At 58.0% G+C, this 23,745-nt stretch carries 13 protein-coding genes and 1 tRNA gene; 6 read left to right on the top strand and 8 right to left on the bottom strand.

The annotated features are described in order from the left end of the window. Window positions 1–1,527, bottom strand: coding sequence for a tryptophan halogenase family protein (locus DX908_RS02825; RefSeq protein ID WP_116390936.1), 1,527 nt, complete (start codon window positions 1,525–1,527; stop codon window positions 1–3). A gap of 331 nt (window positions 1,528–1,858) precedes the next feature. Between DX908_RS02825 and DX908_RS02820 the strand changes: the two genes are divergently transcribed. Both DX908_RS02820 and DX908_RS02815 read left to right on the top strand, forming a co-directional pair. Further along, window positions 1,859–5,086: a TonB-dependent receptor gene (locus DX908_RS02820; protein WP_158548444.1), complete on the top strand. Its 3,228-nt coding sequence runs from the start codon at window positions 1,859–1,861 to the stop codon at window positions 5,084–5,086. 91 nt (window positions 5,087–5,177) lie between these two features. Continuing rightward, window positions 5,178–6,233: a cupin-like domain-containing protein gene (locus DX908_RS02815; RefSeq protein ID WP_116390934.1), complete on the top strand. Its 1,056-nt coding sequence runs from the start codon at window positions 5,178–5,180 to the stop codon at window positions 6,231–6,233. Window positions 6,234–6,245: 12 nt separating this feature from the next. Here the strand turns inward: DX908_RS02815 and DX908_RS02810 are convergent, their stop codons facing one another. Beyond that, window positions 6,246–9,128: a glycosyl hydrolase 115 family protein gene (locus DX908_RS02810; protein WP_116390933.1), complete on the bottom strand. Its 2,883-nt coding sequence runs from the start codon at window positions 9,126–9,128 to the stop codon at window positions 6,246–6,248. A gap of 162 nt (window positions 9,129–9,290) precedes the next feature. On the opposite strand from DX908_RS02810, the gene DX908_RS02805 reads away from it, so the two are divergent. Further along, entirely contained in the window at window positions 9,291–10,097 is an 807-nt protein-coding gene (locus DX908_RS02805; protein ID WP_116390932.1) for a polysaccharide deacetylase family protein, read from the top strand. A gap of 2 nt (window positions 10,098–10,099) precedes the next feature. After that, window positions 10,100–10,801 carry a DUF6445 family protein gene (locus tag DX908_RS02800; protein WP_116390931.1) on the top strand — a complete coding sequence of 234 codons (702 nt, stop codon included), beginning with the start codon at window positions 10,100–10,102 and terminating at the stop codon, window positions 10,799–10,801. A gap of 11 nt (window positions 10,802–10,812) precedes the next feature. Here DX908_RS02800 and DX908_RS02795 read toward each other — a convergent pair whose 3' ends face one another. The 3 genes from DX908_RS02795 to DX908_RS02785 all read right to left on the bottom strand — a co-directional run bounded on the left by DX908_RS02795 (window position 10,813) and on the right by DX908_RS02785 (window position 17,316). After that, window positions 10,813–13,341: a glycoside hydrolase family 3 protein gene (locus tag DX908_RS02795; protein WP_116390930.1), complete on the bottom strand. Its 2,529-nt coding sequence runs from the start codon at window positions 13,339–13,341 to the stop codon at window positions 10,813–10,815. Window positions 13,342–13,366: 25 nt separating this feature from the next. After that, window positions 13,367–15,748 (bottom strand): glycoside hydrolase family 3 N-terminal domain-containing protein, encoded by a 2,382-nt coding sequence (locus tag DX908_RS02790; RefSeq protein WP_116392961.1) that lies wholly within the window; start codon window positions 15,746–15,748, stop codon window positions 13,367–13,369. A gap of 110 nt (window positions 15,749–15,858) precedes the next feature. Next, window positions 15,859–17,316, bottom strand: a complete 1,458-nt coding sequence (locus DX908_RS02785; RefSeq protein ID WP_116392960.1) for a sugar porter family MFS transporter — start codon at window positions 17,314–17,316, stop codon at window positions 15,859–15,861. A 350-nt stretch (window positions 17,317–17,666) separates the two neighbouring features. Here DX908_RS02785 and DX908_RS02780 point away from each other — a divergent pair, with 350 nt between their 5' ends. Beyond that, on the top strand, window positions 17,667–19,469 hold the full coding sequence (locus tag DX908_RS02780; protein WP_199564563.1) for a glycoside hydrolase family 9 protein: 1,803 nt from the start codon (window positions 17,667–17,669) through the stop codon (window positions 19,467–19,469). Between the two features lie 3 nt (window positions 19,470–19,472). Here DX908_RS02780 and DX908_RS02775 read toward each other — a convergent pair whose 3' ends face one another. Further along, window positions 19,473–20,639, bottom strand: a complete 1,167-nt coding sequence (locus tag DX908_RS02775) for an LL-diaminopimelate aminotransferase (protein WP_116390928.1) — start codon at window positions 20,637–20,639, stop codon at window positions 19,473–19,475. Between the two features lie 540 nt (window positions 20,640–21,179). Between DX908_RS02775 and DX908_RS02770 the strand changes: the two genes are divergently transcribed. Further along, window positions 21,180–22,277, top strand: a complete 1,098-nt coding sequence (locus DX908_RS02770; RefSeq protein WP_116390927.1) for a hypothetical protein — start codon at window positions 21,180–21,182, stop codon at window positions 22,275–22,277. Window positions 22,278–22,681: 404 nt separating this feature from the next. Here DX908_RS02770 and DX908_RS02765 read toward each other — a convergent pair. Together DX908_RS02765 and DX908_RS02760 are read right to left on the bottom strand one after the other, a co-directional pair. After that, window positions 22,682–22,769: transfer RNA gene (locus tag DX908_RS02765), tRNA-Ser, on the bottom strand. Window positions 22,770–22,832: 63 nt separating this feature from the next. Continuing rightward, window positions 22,833–23,744: an alpha/beta hydrolase gene (locus DX908_RS02760; protein ID WP_158548443.1), complete on the bottom strand. Its 912-nt coding sequence runs from the start codon at window positions 23,742–23,744 to the stop codon at window positions 22,833–22,835. Between the last annotated feature and the right edge of the window lies 1 nt (window position 23,745).

Here is a 23,745-nt window from a genome sequence, read left to right as displayed (position 1 = left end):
TCACGCCATCAGGTCCGGGCCTGCCGGACAATGCTGTTTGAGATAAGCGTCATGGCTCGGCAGGGCGTCCACGGTCCGACGGATCAACCCGCGTAAGTCGTCCATGAAGGGGCCGAGCCGGTCCTCGGGGATGGCGCCAGCCAGCGGCGCAAAATTCTGAGGGACCACTCGCTGGCCGAGATAGACGGCAATCCAGCTCGCATCGAGGAAGAGGCCGTCCTTATATTTCACTACGACCCCGCGGTCGCGGAAGAGGTCCATCTTGTATTTGAGGGAGTCCGGGATAGGCATGGTGCGGACATAGTTCCAGAAGGGTGAGTCGTCCCGCTCGGTCGCATGATAGTGCAGGACGAGGAAATCGCGTACCCGCTCATATTCGAGATCCATCACAGTGTTGAACTCGTCCCGGTCGGCATCGCGAATGCCCGAATGCGGGAATAGCTCGACGAGATTGGTGATCGCTGCCTGGATCAGATAAATACTGGTCGATTCCAAAGGCTCGAGGAAACCGGCCGAGAGCCCGACCGCGACGACATTCCGGTCCCATTGCTTGCGGCGCTTGCCGGTTAGAAATTTGAGGAACCGAGGATCCCCGCAGGCTGGCCCGTCGATGTTCTCTAGAAGGACCGAGGCGGCCTCATCATCCGAAATATAGTCTGAGCAATAGACATGACCATTGCCGACCCGGTGCTGGAGCGGGATGCGCCATTGCCATCCGGCCTGATGCGCAGTCGCGCGGGTATAGGGAATGGGCGGCTCGATCGTCTCGCAGGGCAGGGCGACGGCACGATTGCAGGGCAGGATGTCCGACCAGTCATCATATCCCGCCTCCAGCGCGCCTTCGATAAGGAGTCCCCGGAACCCTGAGCAGTCAAAGAAGAGATCGCCGCCGATGCGGTCACCGCTCTCAAGCTCAACCTCGCTGATGTCACCGCTCTCGCCATCACGATGGACATCAACAATGCGGCCTTCTTGCCGGACGACACCATTGGCTTCTGAGAAGCCGCGCAGATATTTCGCGTAAAGCGTCGCATCCATTTGATAGGCATAAGAGAATGCCGACATCACCGATCGTGGATCGTGTGAGGGCGGGCCGAAGCGGGCGGCCTCACTCATCACGATAGGCAAAGAATAGTCGTCGATCCGGCCTGCTTTCCCGGCCTGATGTGCGCGTAGCCAGAACTGGTGGAAATCGACCCCGCCGACATTCCGGCCGAAATCTCCAAAAGGGTGGATATAAGAGTCGCCTATCCGGCCCCAATTGCGGAACTCGATACCGAGCTTGATCGTCGCCTGGGTGGCTTTCATGAATTCGGCTTCGTCGATGCCGAGCCGTTCATTGAAGAAACGGATATGGGGGAGGGTCGCTTCGCCGACCCCGACGGTCCCGATGGCATCCGATTCAATCAGGGTGATTCGAACCCCCAAGGGCCGAATCAACCGGCTGAGCGCCGCAGCCGTCATCCAGCCGGCGGTCCCGCCACCGACAATGGTGATCTGCTTTATCGCCGTGGCCGCCTGATCCATCGGCACTCCTCCTCCCAAGGTGTGGCTTAATTTATCGGGTCTTTGCTGCCCGGCTCAACCACATCCCAGCTGTCACAGATTTGCCATACTCGCTGAGAAGCAAAGGTCAGGCATCAAAACAGCCTTGATAGCGCAAACATTTTGTGGTCCGCTCGTCAAGGCAGACCGGTCGATAGGGCGGGATCACGTCTTGTGATCCAGAATCCGAGTGAACTAGGCCGCTGACAGGGAGGAATTTATGTCTATCGTGCAAGCACACGATTCTGCGGCGCTGCGCCGTAAAATGTTAGCTTTAATGGGGGGTGCGTCCGCTGTCTCGCTTATGTGCGCGATGCCGGCTTACGCCCAAGATGACACGGGTAGTGACCCGGTTGTCGAAGAAGATGACGACGTCGTCGTCGCACGGGGTATCCGTCGCTCGCTGCAGAGTGCACAGGATATCAAACGTGACTCCGACACATTCGTTGATGCGGTTACAGCCGAAGATATCGGCGCGCTGCCGGACCGGTCGATCACCGAAGCCCTTTCGCGGGTGCCGGGCGTTCAGATCAGTCGCTTTGCCGCTGCCGACGACCCCGATCACTTCTCGATTGAAGGCCAGGGCGTTCTCGTTCGTGGTCTGACTTTCGTTCGGTCTGAACTTAATGGCCGTGACACATTCTCGGCGAACAACGGCCGGGCACTGAGCTTTGCAGACGTGCCATCCGAACTCGTCGGCTCCGTCCAGGTTTACAAGAACCAGACCGCTGACCTCATCGAAGGCGGCATCGCAGGTTCTGTGAACCTCGTTACCCGTAAGCCATTCGATTCGGCCGGCCAGGTTATCGCCGGTTCACTCGAATATAACTATGCCGATTTCCGTGAGGAATGGGCGCCGACCTTCTCAGGTCTTTACAGCAATAACTGGGAAGGTGACTTCGGTCGCTTTGGTCTGCTTGTTAATGCTGTGAATTCTGAACTGAAAACACGTTCTGACGGCACTCAAATCTCGAGTTTCCAGCCCTTTACATCCGGGTTCACTGGTGGAACGGAAGCTTATATTCCTGAGGGTGCTGTCTTCCGTACGCAAGATTATGACCGTGAGCGGACTGGCTATGGTGCTTCAGCTCAATGGGAAAATCCTGATCGCACGGTCCAAGCGACTGCTGAGTTCCTTCGCTCAGAAGCGACGACGTCGTGGAATGAACACGTTTCAGAAATTGCGACGGACAACTTCTCTGAAGTCTACCCGCTGCCGGGCACGACCTTCGCATTTGATGATATGAACCGCTTTACCAGCGGCACAATTTCATCAGTTGTCGGCTGGCGCAGTGACCAGAACGGCTCCGATCCTCGGACACCGATCTATGGCTATCAGTCGAACAACGTTTTCCGCGGCGTTGAGCAGGAATATGTGACGGCGGATTATTCGTTCAACGTGAAGATCACGCCGAACGATCGCTGGTCCTTTAATCTCGATTATCAGTTCATTGACTCAACGGTTGAGAACATTGACTTCACCCTCTGGGGGTCGACTTACCAGGATGTCTTCATTGACACCCAGGCAGGGGACATTCCTGAAGTCCGATTCCTGCCGCCGAATGAAACCGGTAATCCTGACTTCGGCTATGCTGCTGTTGATTGCTCTGGTGGAGTAAGCGGTAGCTGTCCAAGCTATTTTGATGCACCTCATGACAGTTATGCAGATCCGTATAACTCGTTCTGGCGTGCGGCGATGGATCACTTCGAAGACAGTGAAGGCACTGAGAATGCGTTCCGCGGCGATGCGCAGTACAATTTCGAAGATGCTGGCTGGCTTCAGTCTGCTCGCGTCGGTGTGCGCTGGGCAGAACGGGATCAAACGACCCGCTTCTCTACCTATAACTGGGGTGCGCTGTCCGAGATTTGGGGCAATGACGGTCCGGTCTGGTTTGATGAAGTTGGTGTGCCGGAAGGTCTTGTCGATGTGTATACATTTGACAACTTCCAGCGTGGGGATGTCACTCAACCGCCATCGCTTCCGTATTTCTCTCTAAACCCTGCTCAGAACTACGGTGCAGCAGCTGACTTCGCTGACAGTGTTGTGGCCCAGTGGCTTGCCAATGGTGGCAATACTGGTGGTGCGCAAGGCGGCGGCGGCGGCTGGCGTCGTCTGGCGGAGCGTCCCGGTGTTGTTCCCGGTACGCCATATCTGCCGGGTGAGATCGCTGACGTTACTGAAGAAAACTTCGCAGCATATGTTCGCTTCGATTACAGCTTCGACAATGTCTTCGATTCAAATATGACTCTCGATGGCAACTTTGGCCTTCGGTATGTCGAGACGACGCTCACATCCACTGGTAGCTATCAGTTCCCGGATGGTGACGCCGTCTTCCCTGTGACGACCGGTCTTGGGGACGTTGCCGACCCCGACAACCCGGACTTCCCTGGGGGTGACAACCGTTGTGTGACGCCAATTCAGGATGACATGGGTCCGGGCACAGGTACTCCTCAACCAGACTTTGAGGCACCTGGGTTCTGTGCGCTTGATGATGCGACGGAGGCTCAACTTCGTCAGTTTGCCAACAATGGCTCACAGGAAGTCGCTTCTGAAAACGAGTATGATATCCTTCTGCCCAGCTTCAATGCGAAGCTTGGTCTGAATGATGACATGCTGCTTCGCTTCGCTTACTCGAAGTCAATCTCACGTCCAGATGTGGGGTCGCTTCGGAACAACTTCACGCTTTCTGTTCTTGGTCAGGATGATCCGCGGACAGATGGTCCGGATCCAACGCCGGGCGGTTCAGGCTTCTTCGGCTTCGGGGCAGCTGGCGGTAACCCGTTCCTCGAACCAGTCAAAGCGGACAACTATGACGTCTCCTTTGAATGGTACTTTGCAGATGTCGGGTCTCTGACTGTGTCGGCGTTCTACAAAGAAATCGAAGACATCATCGTTGGTGGGCAGGGTGACATCCCATTTGCCAACAATGGCGTTACTGTCAGTAATGTCTTTACACGTCAGCCGACGAACTCGGATGAGACGGGTAAGGTTAAAGGCTTCGAAGTTGCTTATCAGCAGTTCTATGACGGGCTGCCAGAGCCGTTCGATGGTCTCGGATCGCAGATCACCTACACATTCATCGACAGTGAAGGTGTTGCGTCTTCTGGGGTGAACTCGACAGGTGCAACGCCTGCAGGGAATATCAACCCTGATACAGGTGAGGCCCAGAGCCAGCCACTTGTTGATGGCTCTCAGTTCCCGCTCGAAGGACTTTCGGAGCATAACTGGAACGTCGCGGCTATTTACGAGAAAGGGCCGATTTCGACCCGCCTCGTCTATAACTGGCGGAGTGACTACCTCGTCACGCTGCGTGACGTGATCACGCCGTTCTATCCGATCTTCCAAGACTCGACTGGGCAGCTTGATGGCTCGTTCTTCTACTCCGTGAACGAGAACTTCAAAATCGGTGTTCAGGGGGCAAACCTCCTGAATGAAATCACGGTCACTGATCAGTATGTTCCGTCAGGTGACCTTCGCGCACCGCGCTCATTCTTCCAGAATGATCGCCGGTTCACTGTCTCCGCGCGCTTCAACTTCTAAGAAGCGCAACGGGACATCACTTCCCCTAACTTTACGCGCTGCCCTCGGGCAGCGCGTTTTTTATTGGGCACGAAGCTGTTAGCATCCTCACATGACCGATATTGTCACCGCAGAATTGCCCGAACGCTCTGACGTCACTCCGGAAATCTTCAGTAGGGAGATCCTGCCTGCAGGCCAGCCTGTGGTGATGCGCGGGTTGGTACGAGACTGGCCCGCGGTAGATGCCGCAGCTGATGGCCCTGAAGCGGCGGCAAGCTATCTGATGCGGTTCGATCGCGGTCAGCCTGTTGAAACCATTTTTGGTGATCCCCGCATCAAGGGAAAATTCTTCTACGACGAAGACATGCAGAAGGTGAATTTCTCGAAGCGAGCCGTGCCTCTCGGGCTCTCACTTGATGCTATCCTTCAGCGCGTGGAACGCCCCGATGACGGCACGATTTACATCCAGTCGGTTGAAACTGAAAAATTCCTGCCTGGCTTTGCAGCTGAGCACCCGATCCCGCACGTCCCGGATGGCATTGCGCCTCGGATCTGGATCGGCAATCAGCTCACCGTTCAGACGCATTTTGACCTGTCACAGAATATTGCGGGTGTGATTGCCGGGCGCAGGCGTTTCACCCTTTTCCCGCCAGAGCAGCTCTCAAACCTCTATGTGGGCCCGTTCGAGCTGACACTCGCAGGCCCGCCGATCAGCATGGTGCGGCTAGATGATCCGGACTATGATAAATATCCGCGTTTCTGCGAGGCACTCAAACATGCGCGCTCTGCCGTGCTGGAGCCGGGTGATGCGATCTACATTCCTTACTTTTGGTGGCACCATGTCGAGTCACTGACCAATTTCAACATCCTCCTGAATTTCTGGTGGAGCGAAAGTGGCGAGGAGCTGGGCTCTCCCTTTGATGCGTTGCTGCATTCGATCCTCGCCATCAGGGATCTACCGCCCCATGAGCGGGGCGCATGGGAAGCCATGTTCAATCAGTATGTGTTCGAACATAATGGCTCGGCGGTGGCTCATCTGCCCGAGCACGCGCAGGGCGCACTCGGTCCGCATTCACCGGATATGAAGCGTCGACTGTGGGTGACGATCGCGCAGGCGATTGGCCGCACGGCTGCGCTGCTCAATGGCGGCGGACCGAAGCGGCGCTGATCTCTGGCTCCCTTACCGCGTGCAGGAGGTCTCGCTCGCGGCGACCTTGCTGAAGGGCGCGCCCAGATAGCTATCGGGCGCGGGGCCTTTGCTGATCACAATTTTCTGAAAGACGACGCCGGGATCAACCATCCAGAGATGCAGGGCCTGCGGCCCGGCGGCATCGATCTCGAATTCCACTATCTTGCGCAGCGCATTGTCCGAGACGGCGCGGTTCCAGACCGGATCATCAGGCACCATATGCATATTGACCGGAATGGGTGTCTCGTCATTGACGGAGAGCGCAAAATCGAGCCCGTCACCACCCGTCACATCGAGCGCAGGCGAGAGGAAGATCTCCGCCTGATAGGTGCCTGCCTCATAGACCGTAAACGGATAGATAAGTTCTGGGCCGTCTCCCGCTTTCTGCGGCTCGGCTGTGACCGGCATCGGCATGATGGCCGAACTCTCACGGCCCAGATTGGTGATGGTCTCCCAGCTGAATGGCGTCTTAGCAATGTGGCAGGCCGGTGTTGACGCATCAATTGAAACGATCCCACCATCGGGCAGGGCACCGGACAGCGTCATGTCGGACGTGTTGATGACAGGCACACGGATAGTGGCGGCCTCGCCATCTGCACCGTTCACAGTCACCCGGCCTTCATGCCGGCCAGCGGGCACTGCCTCCCAGTCGATAGAGATGGTGAGCGCCGTCGCTTCGCGGATTCGGCCCCGAGATTGGGATAATTCAAGCCATGGCTGATCGGCTTCTGCACTGAAACGGACAGGTTGCTGGCCTTTATTGAAAAGCTCAATTCGGCGTGTCTGCTGATGAATATTGTCCATGACGGGCAACGAGGGTTCACCCTCCAACCCCGGCCAGGCTCGTTCATCGCCCTCGATCGAAACACCAAGCGCGCCGCGCCGGGGCAGGTTGACCTCTCTGACCTCAGGCATCACCTGTTCGTCCGGCTGCTGCCAATAGGTATAGCCGATATGGGTCTGGGACATCATGTGGTTCCATTTCCCGCCAGCGATCTCCTCATGATAAATCCGTGTTAACTCGGCATCCCGCGCATATAGCGCACGAGCGCGGGTCGCCATGTCATTGGTCTGGCTACGGCCCTGATCAGCATAAAGATGGTTGAGCGCGACCCTATAATAAAGCTCATAGAGATTGGCGCTTGCCTGAACGGGATACCAGACAAGCTGGAGGAAGGCGTCCTCATATTCAGGTGGCAATTCACGCCGGATGGTGTCGGCTTTGGCGGCCAGTTGCTGATAATCCGCAGCGACACGTGCCCATTCATCAAAATGCGTGAGGCTATAGGTCTCGGCATTCAATAGCTCTGGCGTTCGGCGGGAATTATATTTCGTATAAAGATCGAGAAGCCGGGCAATCTCTTCTGCATGGCTGCCGCCGAATTGCTGTTCGGCCCACAGCGTTGAATATGTATCGAGCCCCTCAAGTGGGATGTCCGCTGGATCCCACGCATAATCGAGGAAGAAATTGATCGGGAATTCCATTGGTTTCAGGTCACCGACATTGACGATCCAGATCCTTGTTGCGTCATGCTTCCATGCCAGATGCATCTGTTCCCAGACCCGTTCATTCTGGGTGACATTGATCCATTTATAATTCCGTGGACCGCCGACATAGTCGAAATGATAATAGACCCCGTACCCACCGGGCCGTTTGGCCGCAGGGTCGGGCAGGCGCCGGATCTGGCCCCAATTGTCATCCGCAAAGAGCAGGGTGACATCGTCCGGCACTTCCATGCCCTTGTCGTAATAATCCTGCACTTCCTTATAGAGGGCCCAGATCTGAGGCTGCTCTGAGGCAGGCTTGCCGGTGACATCCGCAATAATTTTACGCTGATCACGGACAATTGTTTCGAGCAGGTCGATGGCCGTGCCTTCGGTCATGGCCTCATCGCCATCGCCGCGCATGCCGACAGTGACGATCGTTTCTTCACCGCCCATACGTTTCATGCCGCCGCGCCAGAAATCGCGCAGTTTCTCCGCATTCTTTGTATAGTCCCATGCGCCTTCGCCATGGCGTTCCCATTCGACATGCGCGCGGAGAAGCGGTTCGTGATGCGAGGTGCCGATGACGATGCCATATTCTTCGGCGGTCACTTGGTTCATCGGATCATCATCATAGAACGCTTTCCCCCACATGGCGGGCCAGAGATAATTCCCCTTCTGACGAAGAATCAGCTGGAAAACGCGTTCGTAGAAATCGGCGTTGAAGCCGCCATATGTCTCGTTCACCCAGCCATAAAGGGCGGGGTTCTCATCATTGAGGAAAATGCCTCGATATTTGACGACCGGCGCATCCGTTTTCCGGCCGGGCGTGACGTAAAGAAATGTCTGCTGACGGATAGGAACATCAGCCCACCATTCCCAAGGGGAGACGCCGCTACGTTCCAGCAAGTCATAGATGCCGTAAACGGTGCCGCGGGCATCCGATCCCGCAATGACCAGCGCGCGATCTATGCCGGGCAGGGGATCGTCAATCACGGTTTGGAGGTAGGCTTCCCATTTTCCTTCAATTTCCGCCGTGTCGAGCTTGCCACTATCGAGGAGTTGACGGATCAGCGGGGACTGAAGTGAACCGACGATAACGGCGAATTCAGCCTCTTCACCAGACGACATTCGTGCCATTGGCTGGCCGCCGACGCGCTCTAGGTCCGCGACTAGATCCTCGGAAGCTCTCAGGACCGGCTTGAGATCCTTAACGGAGATCAGAAGCGGAACCGGTGTGCCGTCCGTGATCAAAGGAAATCCGCTTCCTTGGTCCGTTGCGCAGACAGAGAGAGGCGCTTCGCAGGTTTCACTGTGAGCTACGGAAATCTGCACAAGGAAGGAAATAAGGATTAGGTGAAATAGCTTCACACCTCTCTGGTGTCGCATGTTGTCCCTCCCGGAGGTTTTTTTGTTTATCCTGCGTAGCGATGGCGCAAGGTTGCTGGATAGGCTCGTTTGGGCGAGGCCCTTTAACGTGGTAACGCTAACATCAGCGGGCCGGGCAGGACAGAGCCCGGACATAAAAGGTCCAAAGGATCGGCGGAGGAGATGATGAGAGCAGGGCGAGTTGCAGCGGCGATGCTGGCGATCTGTATCGGTTTCAGCGGTGTGGCGGGGGCGGCCGAGCGGTTCCCCAATGGTCGAAAGGCGGCATTGGCGCTGACCTATGACGACTCGCTCGAAAGCCAGCTCGACAATGCTCTGCCGGCGCTCGACCGCCATGGGTTCAAGGCAACCTTTTATGTGACGATCGGCCGGGAGGGCTTCCCTGCACGGCTGGAGGACTGGCGAGCGGCGGCGGCGAATGGTCATGAGCTCGGCAATCATACGCTCCATCATCCCTGTCAGGGATCTCGGCCGGGCCGTGACTGGGTGACGCCTGAAGCTGACCTCGATCTTTACACGGTCGAACGCATCAGGATGGAAGCGGAGATGACGAATTTCGTCCTCCAACTTGTCGATGGGAAAGAGAGCCGGACCTATGCTTATCCCTGCGGCGATGTACTGGCGGGCGGTGAGTCATATGTTGATGCTCTGGCACCGATGTTCGTTGCTTCCCGCGGCGTCTCAACAGCCACTGACTGGATCGACCGCGGTGAGATCGACTTTGCGCGGCTGGCCACATGGGGGCCGACGGAGGTGACCGGCAAGGAGCTGATCGCCTATGCGGAGGAAGTACTCGCCTCAGGCGGTATCGGGACGCTGACTTTCCATGGTATTGGCGGCGATTATCTCTCCGTCTCAGTCGAGGCGCATGAGGAACTACTCGACTGGCTTTCCGCGCATCAGGATGAGATCTGGGTCGACACCGTTCGGGCGATTGCCACTCATCTTCAGTCAACGGAGGGTGAATAGGCATGTCGCAGGGAGCGCCGCGGGCCGAGATCAATCATGAGCTGATCGGGGATGAACGGCTCCCCGTTCTGATCATTGATAACGCGTTGAGCGGGGCGGAACGGCTGATTGATCTGGCGGCGCAATCGGACTGGTCGGTCAGATCGCAATATTATCCAGGCATTCGCGCGGCGGCGCCCATGGATTATGCCACCGCGCTTTCCCGGGCATTGGAGAAGCCTATCTTTGAGGCCTTCGGTTGGAATGGGGGCAGCCTCACGGCGGAGGAGACATCTTTTTCGCTGGTGACAACGCCGCCTGAACAGCTCGTGCCCTATCAGCGGGTGCCGCATATTGACGGAACGGATATTTGCACACTGGCTGTGCTGCATTTCATCGGACGACAGGACGATGAAGAGACTGGTACGTCCTTTTTCCGTCATGGGCGGACGGGATTTGAATCCGTCAATGCCGAACGGCATGAAGCCTATCGGGCTGCCACCGAACAGGATCTTGCCGAAGATGGGGAGCCGCCGGAAGGGTACATTCAGGGGTCAACCCAGCGGTATGAACAGACCGCCTTTTTCGCGGGGCGATATAACCGTATTCTCGTTTATCAGGGCCACACACTTCACTGCGGCATGATCCCGCCGGGATTTTCGTTTAATCCGGATCCGAGGGAAGGGCGGCTTACGGTCAATACTTTTCTGAAATATCGTCCGTAAGCCGATTGTGGTTATTCGGGGCAGGCAGTGCCGCCCGGTGACGTCGCAAGTCCCGCAAAGGACATGGACAGCTTGTTGTCCGCTGCCGAGGTGAGAACCAGCGGCCGGTCAATGGCGGTCAGGTCAAGTCCGGCATCGCCGAAACAGCTGAGCCGGATCGTGGCGGATTGCCACTCGCCGACACTATCCGTTCCCGGAAGAGTGAAGTCTGCGCCGCAATCTTCACCACAGCCCATGCCAAGGGAGATCGGCCCGCTCAGCGGTTCATCAAGGCGATAATCGACTTGCAGCGCAAGCTCGCCATTGGCCTGACGAGACCAGTCGACGGGGCCGCCACTGACGATGAACGAAGCTTCCGCAGCTCCCGACCAATCAAGGACGAGCGAGTCTTCCTGCGCTTCGCGGTCGATCCGCGAGAGGCGGAGGGCGCCATCCTGCGTCTCGGCTGTCACATCCTCGACCTGCACTGGAGGAGAGTAGGCCGTGACGACCGACATGCGCCAGTCACCTGATGAGCCTTCGTCAAAGACGATGTCAGAGCCGCCACCCGCGACGACATAGTCCGTAGGCAGCTCTTCGAGATTGCCGTCATCGCCATAGGAAAGGCCCGTGCCGTAAGCAAAGAGCGGATCGTAATCCGCATCCCCGACATTCAGCACCGCCTGATCCGGCCGTTTTGGCCAAGAGTAGGAGAGCCTGCCTGTAAAGTCGTAACGGGTGTTTCCTGCTGCATCTGTGAAGAGAACATCAGCGACGCCACCGCCTTCACTGCCCGGCAGCCAGGCTGCAAGGAAAGCATTCGATGCATTCAGTTCCGGGTTCACATAGAGCGGCCGGCCCGAAATGAAGACAGCCACAGCCGGGATACCCGCTTCCTGATAGGAAGTGAGGGCATTCAGGCCAGCATTGTCCATGAAATCGACGTGTGGCCGGTCACCCTGAAACTCCGCATAGGGTGTTTCACCGAAGACGACGATGGCAACATCGGGCGCGGTCTCGTAAGAGCCGTCCTCGCTCAAAGTCGCCGTGCCGCCCGAAGCGTTGACAGTTGCCTCGATGCCTTCCCAAATCGTGTCGGCATTCGGGAAGTCCTCGCGAGCATTGCCTGTGCCCTGCCAAGAGATCGTCCAGCCGCCGGTCTGCATGTTCATGTCATTGGCGCCGGCGCCCGTGACCAGAACATTCGCCCCCGGAGAAATTGGCAGCGTGCCGTCATTCTTGAGGAGGACGAGAGATTTGCGTACAGCCTCGCGTGCGACAGCGCGGTGCTCAGGCGCGCCGAGCAGCTCCCATTGTCCGGCAAGTGGCCGTGTCGAGGGGCGGCCCTTCTCCCAGACACCTGCGGTGAGTTTCACCCGCAGGATCCTCGAGACGGCCTCGTCGAGACGGTCCATCGGCAGATCGCCCGATTTCGCGTAGCCAAGGGTGCTCTCATAGAGACCCCTCCAGCTGTCGGGCGCCATATACATGTCGAGCCCGGCCATGATCGATTGCAGGCAGTCGGTCGGCACGCAATCCTTGATCTGTCCGTGTCCGTTCCAGTCGCCGACGACGAAACCGTCAAAGCCGAGCTGATCGACCAGTACATCCGACAAGAGCGATTTGTTGCCGTGCATCTTGCGGCCGTTCCAGCTCGAATAGCTGGCCATGGCCGACTGCACCCCGGCATTGATGGCGGGGATATAGCCCGCAGCGTGGATATCGCGCAGCTCTTCTTCCGTGGCGATGGTCTCGCCCTGGTCGATACCGTCTTTCGTGCCACCATCGCCGAGGAAGTGCTTGACGGTGGAGATCACCTTATCGGGGCCGAGGAATTCATCCGTCCCCGCCTCACCCTGAAGGCCCTTGACCATTTCGGCCGCATAGGCACCGACAATCTCCGGGCCTTCGGAATAGCCCTCATAGGTCCGGCCCCAGCGGTCATCGCGCGGGGTCGCAACGGTCGGGGCAAAGGTCCAGTCGAGCCCGGTCACAGCGATTTCGAGCGCGGTCACCTCGCCGATCCGGCGGATCAGCTCGGGGTCATTGGCGGCGCCAAGCCCGATATTATGCGGAAAGATCGTGGCGCCAATGATGTTTGAATGTCCGTGCACGGCGTCCGTACCCCAGATCGCTGGTATGCCGTCGCCGTCCGGGCCGACGGATGCATCCCAGAACTCATCGGCAAGGGCTAGCCATTCCGTCGGAGAGATACGCAGGTCGCCTTTGGGCGCGGAGTTCCCGCCATTGAGGACCGAGCCAAGATGGTATTTGGCGACATCATCAGGGGTCGTCGCCCCAATGTCGCCCTGAATGACCTGACCGACTTTTTGTTCCAGCGTCATGCCGGCGAGGATTTCAGCGACGCGTTCTTCGATGGCTTCATCGCGCTCGACCGGGCTCTGGCCCTTGGGCCAGATTTCCGGGTGGACATTCGGGTCGTCAGCTTTGGTATAGGCAGCGGCTTTTTTATCCGTATCCGCTGCATCCTCCTTGCCGCCGCAGGCGGTAAGGAGGAGGGCGGATGCGGCGGTTGTCAGAAGCCAGTTTTGACGGGTCATGATAATCTCTCCCTTGTCCGGCCGTTCAGCCCGTGATCTCAAGTGCGACGGATTTCAGATCGACCGAATTCGGGCCCACCATAATCTGGAAGGTGCCCGGTTCAACAACGCGCTTCATCTGCGCGTCCCACATCCGGAAATCCTCTTCGCCAAGCTCGAACTCGACCGTCTTGCTCTCACCCGGCGCGAGCGTGATGCGCTCAAAACCGCGAAGCTCTTTGACCGGCCGTGTGACCGAGCTGATCTCATCGCGGATGTAGAGCTGGACCACTTCGTCGCCTTCCACCTCACCGGTATTGGTGACGCTGGCCGAGACAGTGACCGTGCCGTCCGTGCCGATCGTACTTGCCGATAAAGTGGGCTCGGAAATCTCGAACGTCGTGTAGCTCAGCCCGTAGCCGAAGGGATAAAGCGGCTCGGTCGTATCAAAGAGATAGCCGCGAAGGGCGCTCGGCTTGCGGTTATAGAGAAGAGGCAATTGGCCGACGCTGCGGGCAATCGTGACTGGCAGCTTGCCGCCCGGATTTGCCTTGCCGAAGAGGATCTCGGCCATGGCGGTGCCGCCTTCCTGACCGAGATACCAGCCCTCGACGAGCGCGTCGGTTTTCTCGGCCACATCATCGACGCCGAGTGGTTTGCCGTTGATCAGCACCGTGACCACCGGCTTGCCGAGCTTGAACATGGCTTCGGCCAGTTCCTTCTGCTCACCGACGAGTTCGATATCGGTGCGGTCGCCAAGGTGGTTATCGGCCCAGCCCTCACGCGAGGTGGCTTCGGTGCCGCCAATAACAAGGATGATGAGGTCAGCCTTGCGGGCGGTACGGACCGCCTGCTTGATCATGGCGAGGTTTTCGTCGCGGTCGGCAGGCACAATCTCATCGCGCCACCAGTCGCCGTCCTCGACGATCTTCACACCCTGATGATGGACGATCTCCGCGTCGTCACCGACCTCGGCCTTGATGCCATCAAGCACGTTGATCACGCGGGTCGGTACGTCGGAATAACCGCCGAGGCGGGTTGCATCCGCATTCGGACCAATGACGGCAATACGCTTGTAATCGCTAGCAGTCAGCGGGAGGAGGCCGTCATTCTTGAGGAGAACGACAGATTTGCGGGCAGCTTCTTCAGCCAGCGCCCGGGCCTCGTCATTGTCGGTGATCTCTTCGGCATAGTCCGCATCTGAATAGGGGTTCTCAAATAGGCCCGCCTCGAATTTGATGCGAAGCATCCGGCGGACGGCCGTGTCGATCTCGTCCATCGAGACTTTGCCTTCCTCAAGCGCTTTGGGGAGGAAGACGAAGGCCTGACCGTCGGGCAGATCGAAATCGACCCCGGCTTTCAGCGAACGGACGGCGGCGCCTTCGAGATCGGGCTCGACATGGTGCAGGCGGACGAGATCGTCGATGCCCCAGTAGTCACTGACGACGCCGCCTTCAAAGCCCCATTCGCCGCGCAGGATATCATTGAGAAGCCAGCCATTGGCGTGCGACGGAACGCCGTCGATCTCGTTATAGGAGGCCATCAGGCTGAGGATATTCGTGCGCTGCACGACCTGTTCGAAGGGGGGGAAGAAAGCTTCGCGGAGAATGCGTTCGGAAATATTCGACGGGCCGACATTGGTGCCGCTTTCTGGCTGTCCGTGCCCGGTCATATGTTTGAGGGTGGCGAGCACCTTGCCATCAGCGAGTGGAAGCTCATCCCCCTGGAAACCGCGCACAGCGGCAACACCCAGCTCCCCGACCAGATAGGGGTCTTCGCCATAGGTCTCTTCGATACGGCCCCAGCGCGGATCGCGCGAGACATCGACGACAGGAGATAGAACGAGGTGGGCGCCGCGCGCCCGGATCTCTCGGCCGGCGATGGTGTAGACTTGTCTGAGCAGCTCAGGATCCCAGCTGGAGGCAAGCGCGATGGCTTGCGGGAAGGATGTTGCCCCGCGCGCCGCATAGCCGTGCAAGCCCTCTTCGTGGAACAGGACCGGGATGCCCAGCCGGGTTTCCTCGGCGGCGTATTTCTGGATGGCGTTGGTGAGGGCGACCGTGTTGCGTTCATCCCGGAACGGACGTTCAAGCGGGCTCGACGGGCCGCTAAGGTCATTCGGGCGAGCAAAATGGCCGATGCCGTTGGGGAATTTCTCTTTGGCTTTTTCCGGATCAAAATTGCCGTCATCGTCGAAGACATCGGTCTTGTTGGTCCAGATCGTGGTGATCTGAACGATCTTCTCTTCGAGCGTCATGCGGGAGAGGAGGTCCTCGATCCGCGCATCGGTGTCGGCATCGGCCTGTTTATAAAGCGGAGTTTCCTGCGCCGTGACCGTGCTTTCCGCGATTGTAGCGGAAGCGGCAGGCAAGGCGAGGCCTGTAAGCGCAGCAATGCTGACTGTTACAGCAAGAAATTTTTTGGTCATTGAGGTGTTAAGCATAGCCATCATCATCTCCGTACTCAGATGAGTTATCAGGTGAGTAATTGAATGAAAAAAGAGCGGGCCCCGAAGAGCCCGCTCAGTCGAGGGACGACTCAGTGATCCGTCATGTCCTCTAGCTCTTTGCCTTTGGTTTCCTTGACGGCCCAGATGACGAAGAGGAATGAGACGATCGCGCCGACACAGTAGACGCCATAGGCGCCGACCAGGCCGAAGCCTTTGGCGGCCAGCATGATCGGGAAGGTCATGGTGATCAGGAAGTTCGCAAGCCACTGGAAGAGACCTGCGACGGCGAGGCCAGAGCCCCGAAGCTGGTTCGGGAACATCTCGCCCAGCATCACCCACATGACCGGGCCCCATGAGAAGTTGAAGAACATCACATAGGCAAGCGCGGCATAAAGGGCGAGCTGACCCATTTCCGGGGTCAGATCGACGATGTTCCCTTCAAGGACGGTTTCCACCTCATAGACAGTGCCGTTGGCGAGCTGTGTGCCCGCAGCGATGACATCACCGTCGAAATAGGCCGTGCCCGTCGAGAATGCGTACGCAACCAGACCGAGCGTGACCGCCATGCCGAGTGAGCCGATGGCCAGCATCGGCTTACGGCCGATCCGGTCAATAACCAGGAGGCCGACAATCACGGCACCGATCGACAGACCGCCCGAGAGGACGTTCTGCATCAGAGCGTCGCTTTCGCTGAAGCCGGCGGCCTGCCAGAGCACCGCGCCATAATAGAAGATGACGTTGATGCCGACGAGTTGCTGGAAGACAGCAAGGCCGATCCCGACCCAGACGATGGGTTTGAGGACTGCCGCGCCGCCAAAAATGTCCGTGATACGCGGCTTGTGATCGTTCGCCAACGAGTCCTTGATCTCATCGACCTTCTGCTGGCCGCGGACGAGGCCCGAGACTTTCTGCAGGATGCCGAGCGCCTTGTCTTCCTTATCGCGGGCGACGAGGAAGCGCGGGCTTTCCGGGATAAAGAGGAGGGCGACGAGGAAGACGCCGGCCGGAATGAGTTCTACCCAGAACATCCAGCGCCATGCTTCGTAGCCGCCGAGCCATTCATTGGTCGATGCGCCTGCGGCACCGGCAATCAGGAAGTTGGACAGGAAGGCGAGGAAGAGGCCGAAAATGATGGCGACCTGCTGGATCGAGGAGAGCCGGCCGCGATATTTTGCCGGGGCGACTTCCGAAATATAGGCTGGGGCCATGACGCTGGCCGCGCCGACGGCGAAGCCGCCGATCACCCTGTAGATAATGAACTCGCCAGAGCTGTTTGCGATGCCTGAGCCCCATGCTGAGACAATGAAGAAGATCGCCGCGACGATCATCATGGTCCGGCGTCCGAAAAGGTCGGAGAGTGTCCCGGCGAGAAGGGCGCCTGCGGCACAGCCGAGCAGCATCGAGGCGACGTTGAAGCCGGTGCCGACGCTGTCGGAATTGAATGCGATCTGCAGGCCATCGACGGTGCCGTTGATGACGCCGCTATCAAAGCCAAAGAGGAAGCCGCCAATCGTGGCGACGACACTGATCAGGATGACGAATGGCATATTCGTCTGATTGGCCGAATCCCCGGCCGATGCGGTGGTGGTACTCACAATGCCTCCCTATCGCGGTGCCGCCGGGCATTTCTGCGCCGGGTTGCCGCATTCGAAAATGTGCCCCGGTTCTTGAATGTTAGGGCTAACATAACCCTAGCCGGTTCTGCCGCAGAGGCAATCGCAATTCGTTGAAAACCCTGCCTCGTGAGCCGAAAAGGACGATTTTGCAGGGTTGACGCGGCTCCGCGCACCGACGACCTTTCTCTAACCCGGACAATAAAACATGGCGATGGCCGTTTGCAGGCCGCTTGGGAGGCGAGGAAATGGGACCAGAAATGATAGCGCTAACGTGCGGTCTGATGAGCGCGGCCTGCGCCGAACCTGTGGGCGCGACTTCGGTGGATCTCAACCAGCATGGCTTCCTGCCTAAAGCGCCCAAGGGGGCGACTGTCATCACCGACGCGACGGCACCGCTCGTCTGGCAGGTTGTAGATGCGTCGGGCGAGGTGCTGGCCGAAGGCGAGAGCGAGGTCTTCGGCGATGACGCGGCCTCGGGTCAGCATGTCCACCGGATCGATTTCTCCTCCCTGAAGATGGCGGGGGAGGGCTATGTCCTTCAGGCGGGCGGAGAGACTAGCGTGCCGTTTGATATCGGTACGGATGTTTATGACAACCTGAAATATGATGCGCTGGCCTTCTTCTATCACCAGCGGGCGAGCACACCGATTGAGGCTGAATATGTCGGCGAGGTCTGGGCTCGCCCGACCGCGCATGACCCGGACGAGGCGACCTGTTACGGACCAGAAGACGTGCGCGGCAATGACTGGGGCGGTTGTCCTTATACGCTCGATGTCTCACGCGGCTGGTACGATGCGGGGGATCAGGGGAAATATGTCGTCAATGGCGGCATCTCAGTCTGGACCCTACTTAATTATTATGAATGGGCGAAGGGCGCACCGGCCTTCATGGACGGCGACGTCCGTATCCCCGAGGCGGGCAATGGCGTTAGCGATCTGCTCGATGAGGCCCGCTGGGAGATGGAGTTCATGCTGGCCATGCAGGTGCCTGAAGGAACGACGCTCAGACTGCCGCGGGGTAATCAGTACCGGAACCTTGAAGCGCTCGTATTCAATGAAGTTGATGCCTCCGGCATGGCGCATCACAAAATGGCGGATGAGTACTGGACGGCGTTACCGACCCCGCCGCATGAGGACCCTGCAACCCGTTATCTACATTATCCGTCGACTGCCGCCTCTCTCAATCTGGCAGCAACGGCGGCGCAATGTGCCCGGATATGGCAGGGGCTCGACGGTGCCTTTGCAGCCAGATGCCTTGATGCAGCAGAGCGCGCCTATGCGGCGGCCAAGCGCCTGCCGGATATTTTCCCGATCACTGTCACCGATGGCGGTAGTGGCGGTTATGGTGATGGTCAGTTGGAGGACGAATTCTACTGGGCCGCGACAGAGCTTTATCTGGCGACAGGCAAACCCTCTTATGAGGAGGATATGCGCGGCTCGAAATATTTCCTCTCCATGCCGGGCGTGGCGAATGGCCGGGATATAAGCTGGGGCTCGGTCGATGTGCTCGGCACGCTCTCGCTGCTGGTTGCGGATAGCGATCTGTCAGCGGAGGAAATCGAATTGGTGCAATCCCGGCTGTTCGAGACCGCGGATCGTTTTGCGGCTGAGGCCGAGGCGGAAGGTTATGGCGTGCCGTTCTCCCGCAGCTATAATTGGGGCTCGAATGGTGACATGTCGAACCGGGGTATCATCCTTGCCTATGCCTATAATCTGACGGGCAAGGATGAATATTTCAAAGCCTTGACAGGGGTTCTCGATTATCTGCTGGGGCGGAACCCCCTGAAGCAGTCCTATGTCGCGGGCTATGGCGAGAACCCGATGAAGGCGCCGCATCACCGGTTCTGGCTGCGTGTCCTTGATGAGGACCTGCCGCCGCCGCCGCCTGGTGCGCTGGCCGGTGGTCCCAATGGCACGAATGCGCCCGATGAAGTCATTCAGGAACTCAAAGAGCAAGGCTGCGTGATGCAGACCTGCTATGCTGATGATTATCGCGCCTATTCGCTGAACGAGGTCGCGATCAACTGGAACGCACCCTTCTTCTGGGTAGCGGCAGCCTATGACCGTCTGACCTCGGAAGACTAGGGGTTATTGCGACAGCGCTTTTGCCACGCCCTTTGCGGCCTGGCGGATGCGCTGTTCATTCTCCACAAGCGCTACACGGACGAAGCCTTCGCCGCGCTCACCAAAGCCCACCCCGGGGCTGACGGCAACGTCGCCGGCCTCGAGCAAATGCTTTGAGAATTCCAGACTGTCGGAGCCAAAGACTTCCGGGATCGGGGCCCAGGCGAACATGCTGGCGTCCGGGCGGGGAATGGTCCAGCCGGCTCTGCCAAACGTGTCGATCAGGACATCGAGCCGTTTGCGGTAGACCTCTCGCACCTGCTGGCCGCATTCCTCCGAATGGTCGAGCGCGGCGATAGCGGCCACCTGGATCGGCGTGAAGGCGCCATAATCGAGATAGGATTTGATCCGCGTGAGCGCAGCGATCAGCGTCTCATTGCCGACGGCAAAACCGATCCGCCAACCGGGCATGGAGAAGGTTTTGGAGACAGAGGTGAACTCGACTGCGACATCCATCGCGCCGTCAATCTCAAGGATGGAGCAGGGCGGCTCGCCGAAATAGATCTCCGCATAGGCAAGGTCCGAGAGGATGAAGAGCTCATGCTTTTTCGCGAACCGCACGGCCTCACGGTAGAAGTCCCGGCTCGCGACATAGGCGGTCGGGTTCGCCGGATAGTTCAGCACCATGGCAATCGGTTTGGGAACGGAATATTTGACCGCCTTCTCTGCCTCGCGGAAGACCTCTTCCGTCGGGGCGGCGGGCAGAGCGCGCATCACCCCGCCGGCCATGATGAAGCCGAAGGCATGGATCGGATAGGACGGGTTTGGCGCAAGGATGACATCGCCCGGCGCCGTGATCGCCGAGGCCATATTGGCAAAGCCTTCTTTCGAGCCGAGCGTCGCGACGACCTGAGTTTCGGGATCCAGCTTCACATCGAAGCGCCGCTGGTAATAGCGGGCCTGCGCGGCCCGCAGCCCCGGAATGCCCTTTGAGGCCGAATAGCGGTGGGTCTTGGGATCGCTCACCACATCACAGAGCTTGTCGACGATAAAGTCCGGGGTCGGCAGGTCGGGATTGCCCATGCCGAGATCGATGACGTCACGGCCCGCTTTACGCGCCGCTGCTTTCATCTTGTTCACTTCGGAAAAGACGTAAGGAGGCAGGCGGCGAAGGGCGTGAAAGTCGTGCATCTTTGGTTTGCTCTGAGAGGTTGAAGGGTGAAGCGGTAATTTAGGGAGAGTTCGGGCCTGAACGCCAGTCATCTCCTTTGGGGAAGACAAATTAGCGCAAACTATCGCGAATGAAAGCGGCAGGAGTGTGATCATGCGGTGATGCCGCAAGTGCATTCGGCGACCCACTACCACAGAGTTTGAAGTGCTTTTGGCTTCGGTCTCACCGAGCCGATAACATCACCTGGGCGCAGGGGCGGTCGCTGGGCGTACCGCCGGCTATATCTACTGAGTGCAGGCCGCCTGCACCAAATGATCACTTGCCCGCGCGCGTCACGTCGCCTTACATTGAGGGCGTGGTGGCTTGACCGCCGGCTAACCTGTCAGATCTAACTCTAATGTTGGATCACTCAGATGGGTCAGGCCAATGACCCCTTGTGATGATCATGACGCTCTCTATGATCGCTCCGGACGCGCGATTGGCGAACGTGCGATTTTAGTCGTGAAGCTGTCGTAAAATAGTGCGTGTCCTGCGCACTGAACCTTAAAGGGAATATAGGCGTGATAAAGCTACGAGCCTTATTTGCGATTATCTGTATGCTCATTTGTGCGGGCACTGCGTATGCGCAAGACGCACAGCAGTGGAACGCCTCCGGGGGCTGGAAGGTTCGTTATAACGCTTCGCCTGAATATTGGCGTCTATATCACAATGACAGCGCCTGGAAGGATACGATCAGCGTCCTTTGGGCTGATCGGCGGGAAAATATCTCTCTGGCGCAAGCCTTTGAGGAAGTAAAAGCAATGCGTGCGGAGCTGGATTCGTGTCCCGGATTATTAACTGCCGAGACCAAAGCTGAATATGAGCCCTACGCAAAAGCGATGCTTGCGCTGACTAAAATCAAAGATCCCGAAGCGTATGCCGAGATGGATAAGGACATTCCCATCATTGGCTATGAGGCCGTGGATGATACGGCAAAGCCGCGTTGCGTTTTGATTGCTCGTGAATTTGCCGGGGGGGCGATGCTGTATGCACTCATTAAAGAGGATACGGACAGATTAAGTACACAGCTTGGGACAATCAGATTGGCTGTACACGATCTGATGGATGACATTAACAAGCGTGAAGCCCCTATGGCGTCGGACACGCAATCCGCCTCGGCAGCATCAGCTAAGGACGTTCCGGTTCAATGTGACGGGAAATTGTTTTTTGAGGACTGGGTTGTTTCTTCGTCTCCCAAAAGCGCGATTGTGTATGTGCGCAACCCCATCTTCGTTGATTCTGAAAAACGTTCTGCAGATCAGTTCCGACTTGGTGTGAATATTGGCGGTAAAATAGATGCGACGCGCGGCAGAGAAGAGATTTATTACAGCATCATGATTGCCGCCAGGGAAAATGGACAGAATACCATACCGGAAAAACGTACGCTGAGCGTTGATGGAGAGGTGGTTCAGGAGTGGGGTAAAGGCGGTGGTCAGTGGAAGACCTTATCCGACAACGCCATGAATGCGTTATATTCAGGTCATTCTGCTGAGCTTGATACGCTGGAAATGGGACGAATTCGTTTCGATTTAAGCGGGTTAGAGACGTATTTGAAACGCGCCGATATTGCTCAGCAAAAAGCTGTTATCCATAAAGCGCTCGGAACTTGTACGCAGTGAAGCTTCCACAGTTTTTTGTGACTGAGGCCATCTGAGGCGTTCTATAAAAATGGGCTCTGGGCACGTCGTTCCCAGCGCAGAGGAATGCCTGCTGATCGCTCGGCAGGCTTGCGAAACTGGTTGCGTCAGAACGATGGCCACTGAACCCCACAACTCGCTGTTCTGTTTGGGTTTTCGGGGGAATTCGTTCGAAGGGATAAGATGGGGGAGTTCGGGACGAAGTCCGAAATTGGCGCCAACGGCCTCAAATAGCGAAGCGGTGGGCCAAATAAGGATGGCGGCGAATTCAGGAGAAACTTCAAACGGCCCGCCTTCGCTATGCTACGGCGTGGCATCCGCTTCGCACGCTTCAGCCTATCGCGCTGAAGCTAGATTTTGGCGCTGCCAAAATCAGCGAAAGCGGATGGCGGAGGAGGAGGGATTCGAACCCCCGGGACCGTGAAGCCCAACGGTTTTCAAGACCGCCGCATTCGACCACTCTGCCACTCCTCCGGCAGAAAGAGAGCCCTTATACGGCGTTGGGCTTGCGGCTCAATAGCTTACTGACCGACAGCGTCAGACTGTGGCCCATTCCTGAAAAATTGTTGCCATCTGCTCCATGCCGACCCGACCAGCAGGAATGCGCCCGCTGAAGGATGCGCAGCCATGGATAGTGTGGCGCGCGATTCTGATCTCAGTTTGCACCCCGGCCTTTTTGAGCTTCTGGGCATAGGCTTCGCCCTCATCGCGTAAGGGGTCATATTCAGGGAACAGGAAGAAGGTCGGCGGGCTCGCCGAGACGTCCTCCTGCAGGATGGGCGAAATGCGCGGATCATTCGCATCGCCGCTGGTGCCCAGATACATCATGGCTGCACCGATGATCCCGTCCGTCGTCAGGAAATATTTGCCAGAGCCGAACCGCCGCCGCGAACGATACCGCGCATCCAGCCGAAGATCCGTCACCGGATAAAGAAGCCCCTGTCCGGCCAGATGGCCAGCGATGCCATCTTCCTGGCTGAGCACAGCCGAGAGAGTCGCGCCCGCACTGTCCCCTGAAAGGAAGTAGGGCTCATCAGCATCATGTAATTTCGCGGCCAGCCAATCGCGCAGCGCATCGAAGGCAGCCGGGAAGGGCGCCTCCGGGCTTTGCGGGAAGTCAGGCAGGATTACCGTCATGCCGGAGATCCCGGCCAGATGCCGTCCAAGCGGCGCATAGCAGAGCGCTGTGCCGAGTGACCAGCCGCCACCATGAACGAAGACGATTGTTCCGGCGCCTGCAGCTTTGTTCAGAGGACGGATGACGAGGCTCGTGATCCTGTCTTCCTCGATCCAGTGCTCCTCAGTCGGCACGAGTGATGGCGCCGTCCATGCGGCGAAAACCTCATTATAGGCGGCGCGGATCTTGTTTATATCCGGGTCGCCTTTCGCCAGCGCGGGGTAGGCGGCGATGTCGCGGACGACATCGCGCGTCTCTTTGTCGATCCCCACT

It is taken from the genome of Parvularcula marina (assembly GCF_003399445.1).
GTDB lineage: Bacteria > Pseudomonadota > Alphaproteobacteria > Caulobacterales > Parvularculaceae > Parvularcula > Parvularcula marina.
The sequence above is the reverse complement of the archived record's forward strand: the minus strand, read 5'-3'. Positions and strand labels throughout refer to the sequence as shown.